This is a genomic window from Kitasatospora sp. DSM 101779 (assembly GCF_025655475.1).
In the GTDB taxonomy this organism is placed as follows: domain Bacteria; phylum Actinomycetota; class Actinomycetes; order Streptomycetales; family Streptomycetaceae; genus Kitasatospora.
The window spans coordinates 3,814,164-3,830,028 of sequence record NZ_JAHTIK010000001.1 but is presented as its reverse complement, the minus strand read 5'-3'; the positions used below and the strand labels follow the sequence as shown (position 1 = coordinate 3,830,028).

16 protein-coding genes are annotated in these 15,865 nt (G+C 73.4%); 12 read left to right on the top strand and 4 right to left on the bottom strand.

Translation table 11 applies throughout. From position 1 onward, the window contains the following. The first annotated feature begins 14 nt into the window (after positions 1–14). The 7 genes from thrC to KSNIM_RS17250 all read left to right on the top strand — a co-directional run bounded on the left by thrC (position 15) and on the right by KSNIM_RS17250 (position 5,751). Positions 15–1,292, top strand: a complete 1,278-nt coding sequence (gene thrC, locus KSNIM_RS17280) for a threonine synthase (RefSeq protein WP_263104108.1) — start codon at positions 15–17, stop codon at positions 1,290–1,292. Between the two features lie 32 nt (positions 1,293–1,324). Next, complete coding sequence (locus KSNIM_RS17275; protein WP_095873584.1) at positions 1,325–1,603, top strand: MoaD/ThiS family protein; 279 nt, start codon at positions 1,325–1,327, stop codon at positions 1,601–1,603. A 619-nt stretch (positions 1,604–2,222) separates the two neighbouring features. Beyond that, the gene (locus KSNIM_RS17270) at positions 2,223–2,429 is read left to right on the top strand and encodes a cold-shock protein (RefSeq protein WP_030235075.1); all 207 of its coding nucleotides are present in this window, start codon (positions 2,223–2,225) and stop codon (positions 2,427–2,429) included. Positions 2,430–2,749: 320 nt separating this feature from the next. Further along, the gene (gene groL, locus KSNIM_RS17265; RefSeq protein ID WP_263104107.1) at positions 2,750–4,372 is read left to right on the top strand and encodes a chaperonin GroEL; all 1,623 of its coding nucleotides are present in this window, start codon (positions 2,750–2,752) and stop codon (positions 4,370–4,372) included. 398 nt (positions 4,373–4,770) lie between these two features. Then, entirely contained in the window at positions 4,771–5,109 is a 339-nt protein-coding gene (locus tag KSNIM_RS17260; RefSeq protein WP_263104106.1) for a Uma2 family endonuclease, read from the top strand. A 19-nt stretch (positions 5,110–5,128) separates the two neighbouring features. Continuing rightward, on the top strand, positions 5,129–5,485 hold the full coding sequence (locus KSNIM_RS17255; RefSeq protein WP_263104105.1) for a hypothetical protein: 357 nt from the start codon (positions 5,129–5,131) through the stop codon (positions 5,483–5,485). Beyond that, positions 5,482–5,751, top strand: coding sequence for a DUF4031 domain-containing protein (locus tag KSNIM_RS17250; protein WP_263104103.1), 270 nt, complete (start codon positions 5,482–5,484; stop codon positions 5,749–5,751). Before KSNIM_RS17255 ends, KSNIM_RS17250 begins: the two co-directional genes overlap by 4 nt. Here KSNIM_RS17250 and KSNIM_RS17245 read toward each other — a convergent pair. After that, a complete protein-coding gene (locus KSNIM_RS17245; protein ID WP_411543731.1) occupies positions 5,732–6,370 on the bottom strand; it encodes a hypothetical protein in 639 nt (212 codons plus the stop codon). The genes KSNIM_RS17250 and KSNIM_RS17245 overlap by 20 nt on opposite strands. 68 nt (positions 6,371–6,438) lie before the next feature. Here KSNIM_RS17245 and KSNIM_RS17240 point away from each other — a divergent pair, with 68 nt between their 5' ends. From KSNIM_RS17240 to KSNIM_RS17230, 3 genes are read left to right on the top strand one after another with little or no spacing between them, the layout of a single operon-like run. Beyond that, positions 6,439–6,798: a PadR family transcriptional regulator gene (locus KSNIM_RS17240; RefSeq protein ID WP_263104101.1), complete on the top strand. Its 360-nt coding sequence runs from the start codon at positions 6,439–6,441 to the stop codon at positions 6,796–6,798. Then, a complete protein-coding gene (locus tag KSNIM_RS17235; RefSeq protein WP_263104100.1) occupies positions 6,795–7,733 on the top strand; it encodes a hypothetical protein in 939 nt (312 codons plus the stop codon). The genes KSNIM_RS17240 and KSNIM_RS17235 overlap by 4 nt, the downstream gene beginning before the upstream one ends. Positions 7,734–7,787: 54 nt before the next feature. Then, a complete protein-coding gene (locus KSNIM_RS17230; protein ID WP_263104099.1) occupies positions 7,788–8,474 on the top strand; it encodes a copper homeostasis protein CutC in 687 nt (228 codons plus the stop codon). Between the two features lie 52 nt (positions 8,475–8,526). Here KSNIM_RS17230 and KSNIM_RS17225 read toward each other — a convergent pair whose 3' ends face one another. Continuing rightward, positions 8,527–10,593, bottom strand: a complete 2,067-nt coding sequence (locus KSNIM_RS17225) for a HelD family protein (protein ID WP_263104098.1) — start codon at positions 10,591–10,593, stop codon at positions 8,527–8,529. Positions 10,594–10,936: 343 nt separating this feature from the next. Between KSNIM_RS17225 and KSNIM_RS17220 the strand changes: the two genes are divergently transcribed. Then, positions 10,937–11,104 (top strand): hypothetical protein, encoded by a 168-nt coding sequence (locus KSNIM_RS17220; RefSeq protein ID WP_263104097.1) that lies wholly within the window; start codon positions 10,937–10,939, stop codon positions 11,102–11,104. Between the two features lie 73 nt (positions 11,105–11,177). On the opposite strand, the gene KSNIM_RS17215 is transcribed toward KSNIM_RS17220, so the two are convergent. Continuing rightward, on the bottom strand, positions 11,178–12,812 hold the full coding sequence (locus tag KSNIM_RS17215; RefSeq protein ID WP_263104096.1) for a DNA repair helicase XPB: 1,635 nt from the start codon (positions 12,810–12,812) through the stop codon (positions 11,178–11,180). A gap of 98 nt (positions 12,813–12,910) precedes the next feature. Here KSNIM_RS17215 and KSNIM_RS17210 point away from each other — a divergent pair, with 98 nt between their 5' ends. Continuing rightward, positions 12,911–13,183: a hypothetical protein gene (locus KSNIM_RS17210; RefSeq protein ID WP_263104095.1), complete on the top strand. Its 273-nt coding sequence runs from the start codon at positions 12,911–12,913 to the stop codon at positions 13,181–13,183. Positions 13,184–13,211: 28 nt separating this feature from the next. On the opposite strand, the gene KSNIM_RS17205 is transcribed toward KSNIM_RS17210, so the two are convergent. Next, positions 13,212–15,743 (bottom strand): helicase C-terminal domain-containing protein, encoded by a 2,532-nt coding sequence (locus KSNIM_RS17205; protein ID WP_263104094.1) that lies wholly within the window; start codon positions 15,741–15,743, stop codon positions 13,212–13,214. Positions 15,744–15,865 lie beyond the last annotated feature (122 nt).

Here is a 15,865-nt window from a genome sequence, read left to right as displayed (position 1 = left end):
AGGCCTCCGCCAGCATGGCTACCGCTACCCCTGCACCCGCTGCCACCGTCGACCTCGGTCCGGCCGCAGCCCTTTCCTGTCGCGAGTGCGGCACCCGCTTCCCGCTCGGCCCGAGCTTCGCGTGCCTGGAGTGCTTCGGCCCGCTGGAGATCGCCTACGACTACAGCGGCTACGACGCGGACGAGCTCCGCAAGCGCATCGAGGCCGGCCCGGCCAGCATCTGGCGCTACGCACCGCTGCTGCCGGTGCCCGCCGACGTGGCCGGCAAGCCGAACCTCAACCCGGGCTGGACCCCGCTGGTCAAGGCGGACAACCTGGGCCGCGAGCTCGGCTTCACCGCCCAGCTGCACGTCAAGGACGACTCGGGCAACCCCACGCACTCCTTCAAGGACCGCGTGGTGGCCTGTGCGATCGAGGCCGCCCGCGCCTTCGACTTCACCACGCTCTCCTGCTCCTCCACCGGCAACCTGGCCGGCGCGGTGGGCGCGGCCGCCGCCCGGGCCGGTTTCAAGTCCTGCGTGTTCATCCCGCACGACCTGGAGCAGGGCAAGATCGTCATGGCCGGCGTGTACGGTGGCGCCCTGGTCGGCATCGACGGCAACTACGACGACGTGAACCGTTTCTGCTCCGAGCTGATCGGCGACCCGGCCGGCGAGGGCTGGGGCTTCGTCAACGTCAACCTCCGCCCGTACTACGGCGAGGGATCCAAGACGCTGGCCTACGAGATCTGCGAGCAGCTCGGCTGGCGGCTGCCCGAGCAGATCGTGATCCCGATCGCCTCCGGCTCCCAGCTCACCAAGATCGACAAGGGTCTGCAGGAGCTGATCAAGCTCGGCCTGGTCGAGGACCGGCCGTACCGGATCTTCGGGGCCCAGGCCGAGGGCTGCTCGCCGGTCTCCGCCGCCTTCAAGGCCGGCCGCGACGTGATCCGCCCGGTCAAGCCGCACACCATCGCCAAGTCCCTGGCGATCGGCAACCCTGCCGACGGACCGTACGTGCTCGACATCGCCCGCCGCACCGGCGGCGCGGTCGAGGACGTCACCGACGCCGAGGTGGTGGCCGCCATCAAGCTGCTGGCGCGCACCGAGGGCATCTTCGCGGAGACCGCGGGCGGCGTGACCGTCGGCGTCCTCAAGAAGCTGGTCGAGACCGGGCAGCTGGACCCGTCGAAGGAGACCGTCGCCATCAACACCGGTGACGGCCTGAAGACCCTCGACGCGGTCGCCGACGCCGGACTGACCGCCACCATCCGCCCGACGCTGGAGTCCTTCCGCGCCGCCGGCCTCGCCTGAGCAGCCCACCCCTTCCGCCAAGGAGCAACCCCATGAGCGCCACCGTCCGCATCCCGACCATCCTGCGCACCTACACCGGCGGTGCGGCCGAGGTCACCGCCGAGGGCGACACCCTGGCCGCCGTCGTCGCGGACCTGGAGCAGAACCACACCGGCATCTCCGCGCGCATCCTGGACGACGCCGGCAAGCTCCGCCGGTTCGTGAACGTCTACGTGAACGACGACGACGTCCGCTTCGCCGAGGGCCTGGAGACCGCGATCAAGGACGGCGCCACGGTGTCGATCATCCCCGCGGTGGCCGGCGGCTGCTGAGCCCGGCATCCTTCCCGCGGAGAGCCGCCGCCTGGACCGGAACCCTATTTTCCGGTCCAGGCGGCGGCTCTCGCCGTGCCGGGTGCAATTCGACCGCCTGACGGGGAGTAGAGTTCGGACCGGCGGCCGTACTCCCCTCCGCGCCGCCCGTCCTGATCAGCGGTAATACCTGGAATTGCACATCCCGGCCGGGCCGGTCGGATCGTGTGCGCAAGGATTCGGTGCCGATCGCCCGCACGTCCGCCCGCTGAGACGGGGCACGGACGGCACGCAGGCGAACCTGTCAGGCAAGTGTCAGAATTCATGCGGCGACATGTCGTTTTCTGCCCGTTATGTCCGGCGTGAAATGCCGAGATCTGCGGCTTTCATCCCGTCATATCCCTTGTCGAGGCCCTCGATTTCCCCGAAGTTGGGCCTGTTGCACAGGGCACCTGTCCGGATACATTCAGCCGCGGTCGACGCATTCACCCGTCCGACGGGCCCGAGAAGGGCCCCGGCCGGTGGTCTGCGGCGTGCGCGGCTGCGCCCAGGGGGGGTTCCCTCGGGCCGGCCCACCGGACCTGGGCCCGCAAAGACTGCGGACCCGTGAATGGCCAGCACAGCACAAGGGGAGTTCGGAATGGCTCAGGGCACCGTCAAGTGGTTCAACGCGGAGAAGGGCTACGGCTTCATCGCGGTCGACGGTGGTGCGGACGTGTTCGTCCACTACAGCGCGATCCAGATGGACGGCTACCGCACCCTCGAGGAGGGCCAGCGGGTCGAGTTCGAGATCTCCCAGGGACAGAAGGGGCCGCAGGCGGACATGGTTCGTGCCGCCGCGGGCTGAGCTTCGAAACCTGCGGAGCCCTCGGCTCGTCACGAGCTGGTCGGCGATTTCTTCGCGTCAGGCCCGTACGACACGTCGTACGGGCCTGCGCCGTGTCCGGAACCGGTGCGGCCGGTCCGCGGGGACACGGCGAACGGGCTTGCACTCGCCACCGGTGAGTGCTAATCATTGGCGTTAGCACTCACAGCTTGAGAGTGACAAGCGGACCGGGTCGGTGAGGCCCCGGCGAGCGGTAGGGGAAAGGACCCCCGCTCACAGGGCCGTCCGTCGCGGGCACCTCTGGTCCGAGCAGTCGACCGTGTCCCGGAGGACCACTTCAGATGGCCAAGATCATCGCTTTTGATGAGGAAGCTCGCCGCGGCCTTGAGCGCGGCATGAACCAGCTTGCCGACGCCGTCAAGGTCACGCTCGGCCCCAAGGGTCGCAACGTCGTCCTTGAGAAGAAGTGGGGCGCCCCCACGATCACCAACGACGGCGTCTCCATCGCCAAGGAGATCGAGCTCGAGGACCCGTACGAGAAGATCGGCGCGGAGCTCGTCAAGGAGGTCGCCAAGAAGACCGACGACGTCGCGGGTGACGGCACCACCACCGCCACCGTGCTCGCCCAGGCGCTCGTCCGCGAGGGTCTGCGCAACGTCGCCGCCGGCGCCAACCCGATGGCCCTGAAGCGCGGCATCGAGAAGGCCGTCTCCGCCGTCTCCGACCAGCTGCTGGCCCAGGCCAAGGACGTCGAGACCAAGGAGCAGATCGCCTCCACCGCCTCCATCTCGGCCGCCGACACCCAGATCGGCGAGCTCATCGCCGAGGCCATGGACAAGGTCGGCAAGGAAGGCGTCATCACCGTCGAGGAGAGCAACACCTTCGGCCTGGAGCTCGAGCTCACCGAGGGCATGCGCTTCGACAAGGGCTACATCTCCGCCTACTTCGCCACCGACCTGGAGCGGATGGAGACCTCGTTCGAGGACCCCTACATCCTCATCGCCAACTCCAAGATCTCCTCGGTCAAGGACCTCCTCCCGCTGCTCGAGAAGGTCATGCAGAGCGGCAAGCCGCTCGTCATCATCGCCGAGGACGTCGAGGGCGAGGCCCTGTCGACCCTGGTCGTGAACAAGATCCGCGGCACCTTCAAGTCCGTCGCCGTCAAGGCCCCGGGCTTCGGCGACCGCCGCAAGGCCATGCTCGGCGACATCGCCATCCTCACCGGCGGCACGGTCATCTCCGAGGAGGTCGGCCTCAAGCTGGAGAACGCGGGCCTCGACCTGCTGGGCACCGCCCGCAAGGTGGTCATCACCAAGGACGAGACCACCATCGTCGACGGTGGCGGCGACAGCGAGCAGGTCGCCGGCCGGGTGAACCAGATCCGCGCCGAGATCGAGAACAGCGACTCGGACTACGACCGCGAGAAGCTCCAGGAGCGCCTCGCCAAGCTGGCCGGCGGCGTGGCCGTCATCAAGGCCGGCGCGGCCACCGAGGTCGAGCTCAAGGAGCGCAAGCACCGCATCGAGGACGCCGTCCGCAACGCGAAGGCCGCCGTCGAGGAGGGCATCGTCGCCGGTGGTGGCGTCGCGCTGCTGCAGGCCGGTGTCGCCTTCGACAAGCTGGAGCTGGAGGGCGACGAGGCCACCGGTGCCAACATCGTCCGCGTGGCGCTCGAGGCCCCGATCAAGCAGATCGCGACCAACGCCGGCCTCGAGGGCGGCGTCGTGGTGGAGAAGGTGCGCAACCTCCCCGCCGGCCACGGCCTGAACGCCGCCAGCAACGAGTACGTCGACCTCATCGCCGCGGGCATCATCGACCCGGCCAAGGTCACCCGCTCCGCGCTGCAGAACGCCGCCTCCATCGCGGCGCTCTTCCTCACCACCGAGGCCGTCATCGCCGACAAGCCGGAGAAGGCCTCCGCGGCCGCCGGCGGCGGCATGCCGGGCGGTGACATGGACTTCTGATCCTCCCGAGGATCAGCAGCCCGGAACGTCCGCGAGGGCGGTCTCCCCACACGGGGAGGCCGCCCTCGCGGCATTCCCGCGCCGATCACTCGCTCGTGCGACCGGGTGGCCGTGACCAGAACCGGCCGGTCGAGGTGCTCCTACCGTCGTACGCGGAGCACCGGCGACGGACGAGGGCATTCACGTGACGGACTGGCCGTGGGACTACAGGGTGATCAGCCGGCAGGAGACGGAGGTCCCCGAGGGCCGGCGCGCCGAGATCGGCGACGGATTGATCCGGCTCGTACCTCCGCCAGGACCTGGGCACAGCGCGATCGTCGAGGCGCGTCCGTCGGACACTGTCGGCGGGCCGGCCGGCCGGGGTCCGCACCCATTCGACGTACGCCGTCGAGATCGCGGTGCTGGAGGCGCTCTACGTCCCGGACCTGGCCGTACTTGCGGTGACAGCCGGAGATGTTCCGGGCACCGCCGACCTGATGATCGCCGTCGAGGTCGCCTCGCCCGGCACGGCAGAGCTGGTTCGTACCGAAAAGCTCCGGGGCTATGCCCACGCCCCCGTCCCGCTCTTCCTGCAGGTCGACCGGTTCGACGGTGAGGGGCCGACCGTCACGTTGCTCTCCGAGCCGGACCGGGGGCGGTACCAGCGGGGAGTCCGCACGCCGTTCGGGCGGCCGGTCGCCCTGCCCGCGCCGTTCGCGATCGATCTGGGCACGGAGGGGTTCCCGGTCGGCAAGTGAGCTGCGGGAGAATGGGCGGATGGCCAGTTCTGAGATCGAAGCCGCCCTGCACACTGCCCGTGCGCTGATCCTCGCCGACCTGACCGCCCGGGACGTGGCGGACGCGGCGGTGGTGTCGCTGGTGGAGGACGCGGTGACGCACCGGCGGTGGTGGCTGGAGCAGTGGCCGGACGGCACCGGGTTCGTCCTCGGGCTGGTCGCCCAGGACGTGCAGGACGCCCTGCTGGAGGCCTACGGGCGCTGGCCGCTGTGCGCCGACTGCGCCGCCGAGGACGATCCGCACGCGCTGAGCGTGGAGCCCGAACTCGGCCCCGATCCGCACTGGGTCTGCGGCAAGCGCGGCGTGGTGGTGGCGCCGGTCGGGGAGCTGTCGTGATCCTGGTGGACCCGCCGACCTGGCCCGGCCACGGCAAGTTCTGGTCCCACCTGGTCAGCGACGTCAGCTACGAGGAACTGCACGCCTTCGCCGCGCTCCTCGGCGCCCCGGCGAAGGGCTTCGAGCGGGACCACTACGACATCCCGGCCGCCTGGTACGAGCGGGCCGTCGCCCTCGGCGCCGTGCCGGTCGGCAGCAAGGAACTGGTCGCCCGGCTCACCGCCGCCGGCCTGCGCCGCCGCAAGGTCAGTCCTCCAGCCTCCTGAGTTCCTCCGCGAGGTTGGCCCGGGCGGCCGCGTCGAACCGGGCCAGCGCCTCGGGCGTGCGGTAGAGCGCGGGCAGCTCCAGCAGCTGCCGCAGGATCGCCGCCCGCCCGGCCCGGAACGCCTCCTCGGGGACGAAGCCGTACTCCTCGCGGACCGCCGCCGTGTAGGCCGCGTACCGCTCCGGACCGGAGCCGAGGATCGCGAGGTCCGCGTCGCAGAGCACCTCCCCGTTCCGGTCGCCCGGCTCGCAGCCGTGACCCGCCGTCAGCCGCACCAGCCGGGCCGTCTCGGCGACCAGTTCCTCGGCCAGCCCGGCCTCGCGCAGCGCCCGGACGGCCAGTTGGGCGCTGCGCTCCTCGTTCTCGGAGCGGTCCGGGCGGTACACCGCGTCGTGGAACCAGGCGGCCAGCCGCACCGCGTCGGCGTCCTGCGCCCGGTCGGCCAGCGCGTCCACGTGGTCGAGGACGGCGGCCAGGTGCTCCACCGTGTGGTACCTGCGCTGCGGCTCGGACCAGCGGTCCAGCAGATCCCGCCCGTACGGCACCGGGTCCACCGCGGCCCCGCAGCGGCGCAGCAGTTCGTTCCAACGGTCGAGCAGCGCATCGGTCATGACGTCCATTCTGCTCCCGCGGCCCTTTCGCCGATTCGCCGGACACCATATGTCGGCGACCGGTATATGTAGTCGACATGACGGAACGAAGCATGCAGGAGCCCACGCTGCTCCTGCTCACCGCGCTGGCGGACGCGCCCCGGCACGGCTACGCCCTGATCCAGGAGATCGCCGCCATCTCCGGCGGCCGGGTCCGGATGCGCACCGGAACCCTCTACGGCGCCCTCGACCGGCTGTTGCAGCAGGGGCTGATCGAGGTCGACCGTGAGGAGGTCGTCGACGGCCGGGCCCGCCGCAGCTACGCGCTCACCGGCGCCGGCCGGCAGGTGCTGGCCGCCGAGGCCGAGCGGCTGCGCGCCGTGGTGGCCGAGGCGGAGCGCCGGATGGCCGCCGCCGGCCCGAAGACGAGCCCGAAGGTCAGGGGGGCCTTCGCATGACGACACGTCCGTTCACCGCCGCGATGCGGCTGTATCCCGCCGCCTACCGTGCCGAGCGCGGTCCGGAGCTCTCCACCGTCTATGCGGACACCACGGCCGGCGCCGGCCGCCTCGCCGCCGCCCGCGAACTGGCCGGAATCGCCGGGTACGGCCTACGGCTGCGGACCGGGCTCACCTCGGCCGCGCCCGGCGGGCGGTTACTGGCCGCCGCCGCACCGCTGGTCCTGGCGGCGGGCGCCGGGACGGTGCTCCCCGACCTCCTGATGCTGGCGCTGGAGAACCGGTGGGGGGCGCCCGTGCCCGGCGCCGACAGGTGGCTGTTCCTGCTCGTCGCCGTCGGCCAGCTCGCGGCCGCCGCCGCGGGCCTCGCCGGCCGGTGGGCCGCCGCCCGGCTCCTGGTGCTGCCGGTGGTCCTCGGCGTCGCCGGCCTGGCGTGCCTGCGGATCGGCCATGTGATGAGCCCGGCCTCCCCCCGGTTTGGCGTCGCCACGGTCGTGTGGCTGGGCTCGGCCCTCCTGCCGCCGCTGATCTGGTCCGCCCTGGTGCTGGCCGCGCCGCCCGACCTGCTGCCCCGACCGTCCGTCCGGCGGGTGCTCGGTGCCGCGGTCCTCGCCGCCGCCTCGCTGGAGCTGTACTCCGAGTTCAGCCCGCTCCTGCACAGCGGCTCGGAGGTGTTTCTGCTGCCGCCGCTGCTCTCCGCGGCGCTGATCGCTCTCGGTCTGGCGGCCGCCTCCCGCGGCCGCGTCCTGCCGGTCGCCGTCGTCCTGGCACTGGTGCCCGCGATGGCGGGCGAGACCCTCGGGCAGCTGTACGTGGTGTTCGGCTATCTGCGCTCGTCGGAGCTGGTGCTCGTCGCCGCCGGCGGCCTGGCCGCGTCCATCGCCCTGCTGGTCCGCCGCGACCGTTCCGCGGAGCTGCCGCCGGCCGTCGGCTGACCGATCGGGGAGGGGGGCTCGCCCGGCGGGCCCCCCATGTGGCAGGGTACGCATATGTCTAGACCAATTGTCGAAGTCATCGCGCTGACCGCCCAGGACGCCCGGGCCGCCGAGTCCGGCGGCGCAGACCGGCTGGAGCTGGTCACCGACATGGCCGCGGACGGGCTCACCCCGTCGGTGGCCGACTTCGCCGAGATCCGGGCGGCGGTCTCCCTGCCGCTGCGCGTGATGCTGCGCATCCGTGACGGCTTCACCCCCGGTGACCTGGACGACCTGCTCGTCCGGACGTCCGCGCTGCGCGCCGAGGGGGCCGAGGAGTTCGTGTTCGGCTTCCTCGACCCGCAGGGCGAGGTCGACCTGGCCGCCACCGCGGCCGTCGCCGAGGCCGTGGCCGGCTGCCCGTGGACCTTCCACCGCGCCCTCGACCACAGCGCCGACCGGGCCGGGGTCCGGGCCGCGGTCGCCGCGCTGCCGGGCCTGGACACCTTCCTCACCTCCGGCGCCCCGGCGGGCGTCGACGCCGGCCAGGGCGTCCTGGAGGGCGAGCTCGCCAAGGCCGGCGAGCCCGGCTACGCCCAGCGGATCCTGGTCGGCGGCGGCCTGCGGGCCGAGCACGTGCCGGGGCTCAAGGCGGCCGGGTTCGACGCCTTCCACATCGGCGGCGCCGCCCGGGTGGACGGCTGGACGACCCCGGTCGACCCGGCCAAGGTGGCCGCCTGGCGCACCCTGGCCGACGCCTGACGCCTGACGCCTGACGCCTGACGCCTGACGCCCGACCGCCGGTGCCGCGCGATCAGCCCAGCTGGGCCGGCAGCGGCGCCGAGTGCAGCACCTGCAGTCCGGAGACCGCCCGGGTGAGCGCCACGTACAGCCGCCGCAGCCCCGTCCGCTCGTCGGGCTCGCCCGCCACCACCTCGGCGGGCTCGTCGAGCACCACGTAGTCGTACTCCAGGCCCTTGGCCAGCGACGCCGGCACCAGGGTCAGCCGGGCCTCCGCGGTGGTCTCCACGCCCGGCTCGACGAACGACAGGCCGGCCGCGGCCAGCGCCTCCGCGAAGAGCGGGACACGGGCGTCCGCGGCGATCAGGCCGGTCGAACCCTCGTGGCCGAGGGCGGTCCGGCAGGCCGCCACGACCTCCGCCACCTGGTCGCCGGTCACCCGGCGGACCGTCAGCGACCCGGGGGCGTCGCGCACCGAGGTCGCCGGCGCCAGCCCCGGCGCGATGGCCGGCAGCAGCCGCGAGGCGTACGCGATGACCTCCTCCGGCACCCGGAAGCCCTGGGTGAGCTCCTCGACGTGCGCGCCCGCCTTGCCGAGGTGGTGCAGCGCCTCCGGCCAGTCGGTGGTCGCCCACGGCGTGGTGCCCTGGGCGAGGTCGCCGAGGACGGTCGCCGAGCCGGTCGAGCAGCGCCGGCCCACCGCGCGGTACTGCATCGGCGAGAGGTCCTGCGCCTCGTCGAGGACCACGTGACCGAGCGAGGGGGTGCGCTGTACCAGGTCGGCGGCCTCGTCCACCAGGACGGCGTCGGCCGCCGACCAGCGGGCGGTCTTCGGCGAGCGGGCGGGCTTCTCCCAGCGGATCGCCCGCTGCTCCTCCTCGGTCAGCACGCCGTCCGCGCACCGCGCGAGGAACTCGGCGTCCGACAGCAGCCGGTGCACCAGCTTCACCGGGTCGACCGGCGGCCAGCAGGCCTTCACCACGGCCTTGACGGCGGCGTTGCGGGCCACCGCGTCCTGGACCCGGTCGTCCGGCGCCTCCCCGGACTGCTCCATCTTCACCAGGACGGCGTGCGCGATCCGCTGCGGCAGCGCCTCACCGGCGGCGCCGTAGCGGATCTCCCGGTTCTGCAGCTCCTCGATGATCTCGGTGAGTTCGTACGCCGGGACGCGCCAGCGCCGGGCACCGCGGACGACCACGCACGGCTCGGTCGGCAGCGTGACGCCCGAGCGCACCGCCCGTCGCAGCACCTCCGCCATCCGCGCGTCGCCCTTCACCAGGGCCGCCCCGGCGGGGTCCTGACCGCGCACCTCCACGTGCCCCACCAGCTGCTGCACGGTCGCCTGGGCGACGTCCAGCTCGCCGAGCGCGGGCAGCACCTGCTCGATGTACTGCAGGAAGGAGCTGTTCGGGCCGATCACCAGGGTGCCGGTGCGGGCGAGGCGCTCCCGGTGGGCGTACAGCAGGTAGGCGACACGGTGCAGGCCGACGGCGGTCTTCCCGGTGCCCGGGGCGCCCTGGACGCAGACCGTGCCCGCGACGTCGGCGCGGACGATCTCGTCCTGCTCGGGCTGGATGGTGGCGACGATGTCGCGCATCGGGCCGACACGGGGCTTCTCGATCTCCGCCGCGAGCAGTGCCGAACGGGTCTCGCCCTCGGCCGGATCGGTCAGGTGCTCGTCCTCGTACGCCGTCAGTTCGCCCGAGGTGTAGCCGAACCGGCGGCGCCGCTCGACGTCCATCGGGTCCTTGCGGCTGGCCCGGTAGAACGGCTGCGAGACGGGCGCCCGCCAGTCGATCACCATCGGGTCGCCGTTGGCGTCGTGCACGTGCCGCCGGCCGATGTAGAAGCGCTCGCCGGTGCCGCCCTCGGCGAGCTCCTCGCTGATCGCGTGCAGGTAGTCGAGGCGGCCGAAGAACAGCGGGGTGTGCGCCAGGTCGGCCAGCGCGGCGATCCGCTGCTGGATCTGGTTGTGCAGGACGGCGGCCGACACCCAGGTGCCGGTCACGTCACGGAGGTCCAGCGACTCGACGTCCTCGCGCATGGCCCGCAGGGCGGCCCGAGAGGAGGCCAGGTGGTCGCGCTCGCGCCGCAGCGGATCGGTGCCGGCGGCAGCGGCGTCGGTGGTGGGGGAGTGCACGGCGAACCTTCCCGGCTGCCCGGCCGGCGCACGCGGGCGCGGGGGCAGCGGACTCGTGGTGGTAGCTCACGGCAGAAGGACACCGGCCGGTTGCCGACCGGCCGGACCTCCCCCGGCTGCCGCACGACGGGGCACCACGGTTCGGGAGGGGGCAGACCGGCGATCATAGACGGCTCCCGGCGGCCGCACCAAACATTTCGCACACTTCCGGCCCAAGGCCGGCCTCAGGGTCGCCACCCCCGATCCTCGGGGTTGCCGTACGCCTGGAGGACGACGCCGGCCACCCGAGGAAACGGACTTCGGACCGATGCCCCCCGGATGGCCGAAAACCTACGGTGGAGGCATGAGGAACAGAACGCAGCACACTGCCGACCGCCGCTCCGCCGACCGCACCGACCAGGACGGCCCCCGCCACCGCGGCCCGGTGGCGAAGGCCGTCCGCAACGTCGGCATCATGATCGACACCGCCGCCCGGGTGGTCTTCCTCGGCCGCGACGGCGTCTCCTACTGACCCCGGGTACGACCCCGACCCCGGGTTCGCCCCTGAGTTCGAGCCCGACCCCGAGCCCGGCCGCCGGCCCCGCTCAGATGTCGTCCGCGTCGACGATCCGGTACGCGTAGCCCTGCTCGGCCAGGAACCGCTGCCGGTGCGCCGCGAAGTCCTGGTCCACGGTGTCCCGGGCGACGACCGAGTAGAAGTGCGCCATGTGCCCGTCCGCCTTGGGCCGCAGCACCCGGCCGAGCCGCTGCGCCTCCTCCTGGCGGGAGCCGAACGTCCCCGACACCTGGATGGCCACGGTGGCCTCCGGCAGGTCGATCGAGAAGTTCGCCACCTTGGAGACCACCAGCACGGAGATCTCCTTGTTCCGGAACGCGTCGAACAGCTTCTCGCGCTGCGCGTTGGTCGTCTCGCCCTTGATCACCGGGGCGTCGAGCGCCTCGCCCAACTCGTCCAGCTGGTCGATGTACTGACCGATGATCAGTGTCTGGTCCTTCTCGTGCTTGCGGACCAGCGACTCCACCACCCGCCGCTTGGTCGCCGTGGTCGAGCAGAACCGGTACCGCTCCTCCGGCTCGGCGGTCGCGTACGCCAGCCGCTCCGAGTCGGAGAGCGTCACCCGCACCTCGACGCAGTCCGCGGGGGCGATGTAGCCCTGCGCCTCGATCTCCTTCCACGGCGCGTCGAAGCGCTTGGGGCCGATCAGCGAGAACACGTCGCCCTCGCGGCCGTCCTCACGCACCAGGGTCGCCGTCAGCCCCAGCCGGCGGCGGGCCTGCAGGTCCGCGGTGAACTTGAACACCGGCGCCGGCAGCAGGTGCACCTCGTCGTACACCACCAGGCCCCAGTTGCGGGCGTCGAACAGCTCCAGGTGCGGGTAGACGCCCTTCCGGCGGGTGGTCATCACCTGGTAGGTGGCGATGGTGACCGGTCGGATCTCCTTGCGGGTGCCGCTGTACTCGCCGATCTCGTCCTCGGTCAGCGAGGTGCGCTTCACCAGCTCGTGCTTCCACTGCCGGGCCGAGACGGTGTTGGTGACCAGGATCAGCGTGGTCGACTTGGCCTCCGCCATCGCCGCCGCGCCCACCAGCGTCTTGCCCGCACCGCAGGGCAGCACCACCACGCCGCTGCCGCCGTGCCAGAAGCCCTCGACCGCCTGCTTCTGGTAGGGCCGCAGCTGCCAGCCGTCCTCCTCCAGGTGGATCGGGTGGGCCTCGCCGTCGACGTACCCGGCGTGGTCCTCGGCGGGCCAGCCGAGCTTCAGCAGCACCTGCTTGATCTGGCCGCGCTCCGAGGGGTGCACGACCACGGTGTCCGGGTCGAGCCGGGCGCCGACCAGCGGGGCGATCTTCTTGGAGCGGAGCACCTCCTCCAGCACCGGCCGGTCGGTGGTGGAGAGGACGAGGCCGTGCACCGGGTGCTTCTGCAGCTGCAGCCGGCCGTAGCGGGCCATGGTGTCGGCGATGTCCACCAGCAGGGCGTGCGGCACCGGGTAGCGCGAGTAACTGACCAGCGCGTCCACCACCTGCTCGGCGTCGTGGCCGGCCGCCCGGGCGTTCCACAGCCCGAGCGGAGTCACCCGGTAGGTGTGCACGTGCTCCGGGGCGCGCTCCAGCTCGGCGAACGGGGCGATCACGCGCCGGCAGTCCGCCGCTCTCGGGTGGTCGATCTCCAGCAGAAGCGTCTTGTCGCTCTGGACGATGAGCGGTCCGTCGTTCACGCGGGCAACCCTCCGTGTGGTCGTGTCGCAGACTTTCCAGTGTCCCGCACCCGGGCGGTGCCGGGTGACCGGGAGGCCGCGGACTCGTTGGTCAGGTCATGAACAAGCCGAACCGCCTCCTCGCCGGCCTCGCCCTCTCCGGCGCGGCCTTCGCCACCGTCCTCGGCGCGAGCCCCGCGCAGGCCGCCGAGCCCGGGCTCGACCAGGTCGCCGACATCGGTCAGCCCGGCGGCCTGCTGGGCGCCACCGCGTTCACCGCGACCGGCCTGCTGACCGGGGTGCAGCCCAAGATCCCCGACCCGCAGTCCTTCGTGGAGCAGGCCAAGCAGCAGAAGGCCGAGCAGGACGCCAAGGCCGCCCAGGGCCACTGACCCGGCGCGCACGGGCGACCCGGCGGCCTCAGGCCGGGTCGTCGACCTCGGCCACCCCGGTGATCCGGTGCAGGGCGAAGGTCCGCACCTCGTCCGCGTGGTGGTCGTACGCGGTGACGAAGCCGCCCTCCACCTTCACCGGGTCGACCACCCGCTGCGAGGCGATGCCCTCGGCGTTGATGTAGCCGATCCACATCCGCTCGCCGAGCAGCACCGCGGTCTGCAGCGCGGCCAGCGTGTCGGCGGCCGCGGTGCGCGGCAGCTGTCGCAGGTCGGTCCGGGCCGGGCCGGACTGCGGCATGTTCGCGGCCGGCCCGGCCACCGTCTCCCGGCGGACGGCGGTGGCCGCCCGGTCCCCCGCCCTGATCGCCTTCACCGCCGCACCGAGCAGTGCGTCGTCGGGGCGCGGCGGCCCGTCCGGCACGGGCACGGGCGCGCTGCGCGGCGGGGTGCGCCGGCTGTCCGGACGGGTGATCAGCACGTCGCCCTCGGCGGACTCCGCGGCCGGCGCGTAGCCCATCGCCCGCAGCACCGTGAGCAGCGTGTCCGGCGGCGCCTGCGCGGCCAGCACCGTCGGCGCCAGCAGCCGCAGCCGCAGTTCCGCGGCGCGGCGGTCCGCCAGCACCTCGTTCAGCAGCTGCGGGTCGTCGCAGCGCAGGTACGAGGAGGCGGCACCGGCCCGCAGCACGCCGTGCCGCCGCGCCACGTCGTCGATCAGGTAGTCGAGCGGCTGGGGCACCGGCGTCCGGGAGTGCTGCGCGAGGAAGGCGTGCAGGTCGGAGGCGGTCCGGCCGGCGTCCAGCGCCCGCCGCACGGACTCCGCGGTGAACCGGTAGACCGTCGCCCCGCCCTTGGACTCGATGTCCGCGCAGAGCGACAGCGCCTGGGAGAGCGGGGTGAGCAGCGGCCCGGGTGCGATCGCCGTCAGGTCGGGCTGCAGGATGACGTGGTCCAGCGGCTGCGGCAGCAGCTTGTCCAGGACGGCCGCCGGGTCGCCGCCCGCCAGCATCGCCCGGGCGGCCGTGCAGATCGCCCCCCGGCCGGTGATGCCGAGCAGCTCGGCCTCCTGCAGCGTCCAGTCGGTGAGGTGCTCGCGCAGGTCGCGGCCGTCCGGCCCGGTGGCGCCGCCGCGCAGCGGACGCTGCCAGCGAAGCGGCGGCATCAGCCGGTCGGCCCCGGCCGTGCCGCCCGGCGGCAGGTCGGCCAGCAGCCCGAGCACCGCCCGGCGGACGGACGGCGCCAGGGTGCGGTCGAGCTCCGGGCCGAGGGCCGCCCGCGGCCTGCCCTTGGCGTCCGGGCTGCCGGTCAGCCCGGCCACCCGGGTGGCGGCCAGCCAGCCCCGTGCCAGCACCTCCCACCGCTCGGCGACCGGGTCCTGCAGCCAGCCGTCGTACGCCGGGGTGGGCGCCCAGTGCTCGTCCGCCTCACCGTCGGGGGCGAGCAGGCCGGCGCCGTAGGCGAGTTCCAGCCAGAACGCGGCGACCGGCTCCGAACAGTCCAGCGCGAGCGCGGCCCGCTTGAGGTCGCGGACACCGAGTCCGCCGGCCCGCAGGGTGGGCGGCGGCTGCAGCCCCCAGCCCTCCAGCAGCTCCTCGACGGTCCGCACCGCGGTGTACGCCTGGCCGGCCGCGGTGGCGTCCACCACGGCCGGGTCACGCTCGGCGGCGGGCTCGACGACCGGCGGTTCCGGCTCCACCGCGCGGTGGCTGCGCCCGCCGCGCAGGTACAGGGCGAGCTCCCTGGGCAGCACCACCGAGCCCGGGCCGGACGGCAGCAGCAGGCCGCGGGCGAGCAGCCACTCCAGCGGGGTGTGCGCCTGCTCGGCGGTGACCGGGCGGGCCGCGTCCGGCAGGGTGCCGGTCGGCGGGCCCCAGACCAGCCGGTCCAGCAGGGCGAGCGCGGGCGCGGGTGCCTGCTCCAGCAGCGCCGCACAGCGCTTGCGGTCGGTGAACAGCCCGGCCAGTGCGGCCACCGCCGTCACCGGGTCGGGCGTGGCCGGCAGCCCGGCCCCGGCCAGCAGCTCCTGCAGCCGGGCCGGCGACATCCCCGTGGTGGCCTCGGCGACCGTCGGGCCGAGCCCCGTCCGGCCGGGGTTGGCGGCGCTCGGCGCCAGCGCCTCCCGGACGGCCAGCACCAGCCGCAGCGCCGAGTCGGGCCCCCACAGCAGCGCCCGGGCGCGGAGCGTCTCCAGCGCGCCCGGCAGCGCGGCGGTGACCGCGGCCCGGTCCACCGGCTCGGCGCCCTGGTGCGGCTTCACCCGGGCCGGGCCGGCCAGCAGGTTGCGGACGACGGTGTCGCTGCTGCCGTCCGGCGCGGCGGCGAGCGCCTCGGCGACCTGCAGGGTGAACCGGTCGAGGCGCTCCAGGGCACGCAGGGCCGACGCCCGGCTGGAGAGCCGCGCGGAGAGCTGGGTCAGATCCCCGGGCACCGGGTTCAGCAGGTCGGGTCGTGCGCGCAGCAGCCCGGAGAGGGCCTCGTCGCTGCGGGCGCGGAGCTCCTCGGCGAGCGTGCGGGGTGCGGCGGCCCGGGCACGGGACGGTCCGCTCTGCTGGGTGGTCATCCGACCCAGACTAGTCCGCCTGCCTCGCCCGGGCCCAGTGCCGAACGGCGCCCGGCCCGGAGCGGGGCCGGGCCGGGGGCGGAACGGCGGCCGGTCCGCGCCCGGCGACGGCGGCGCCTCTC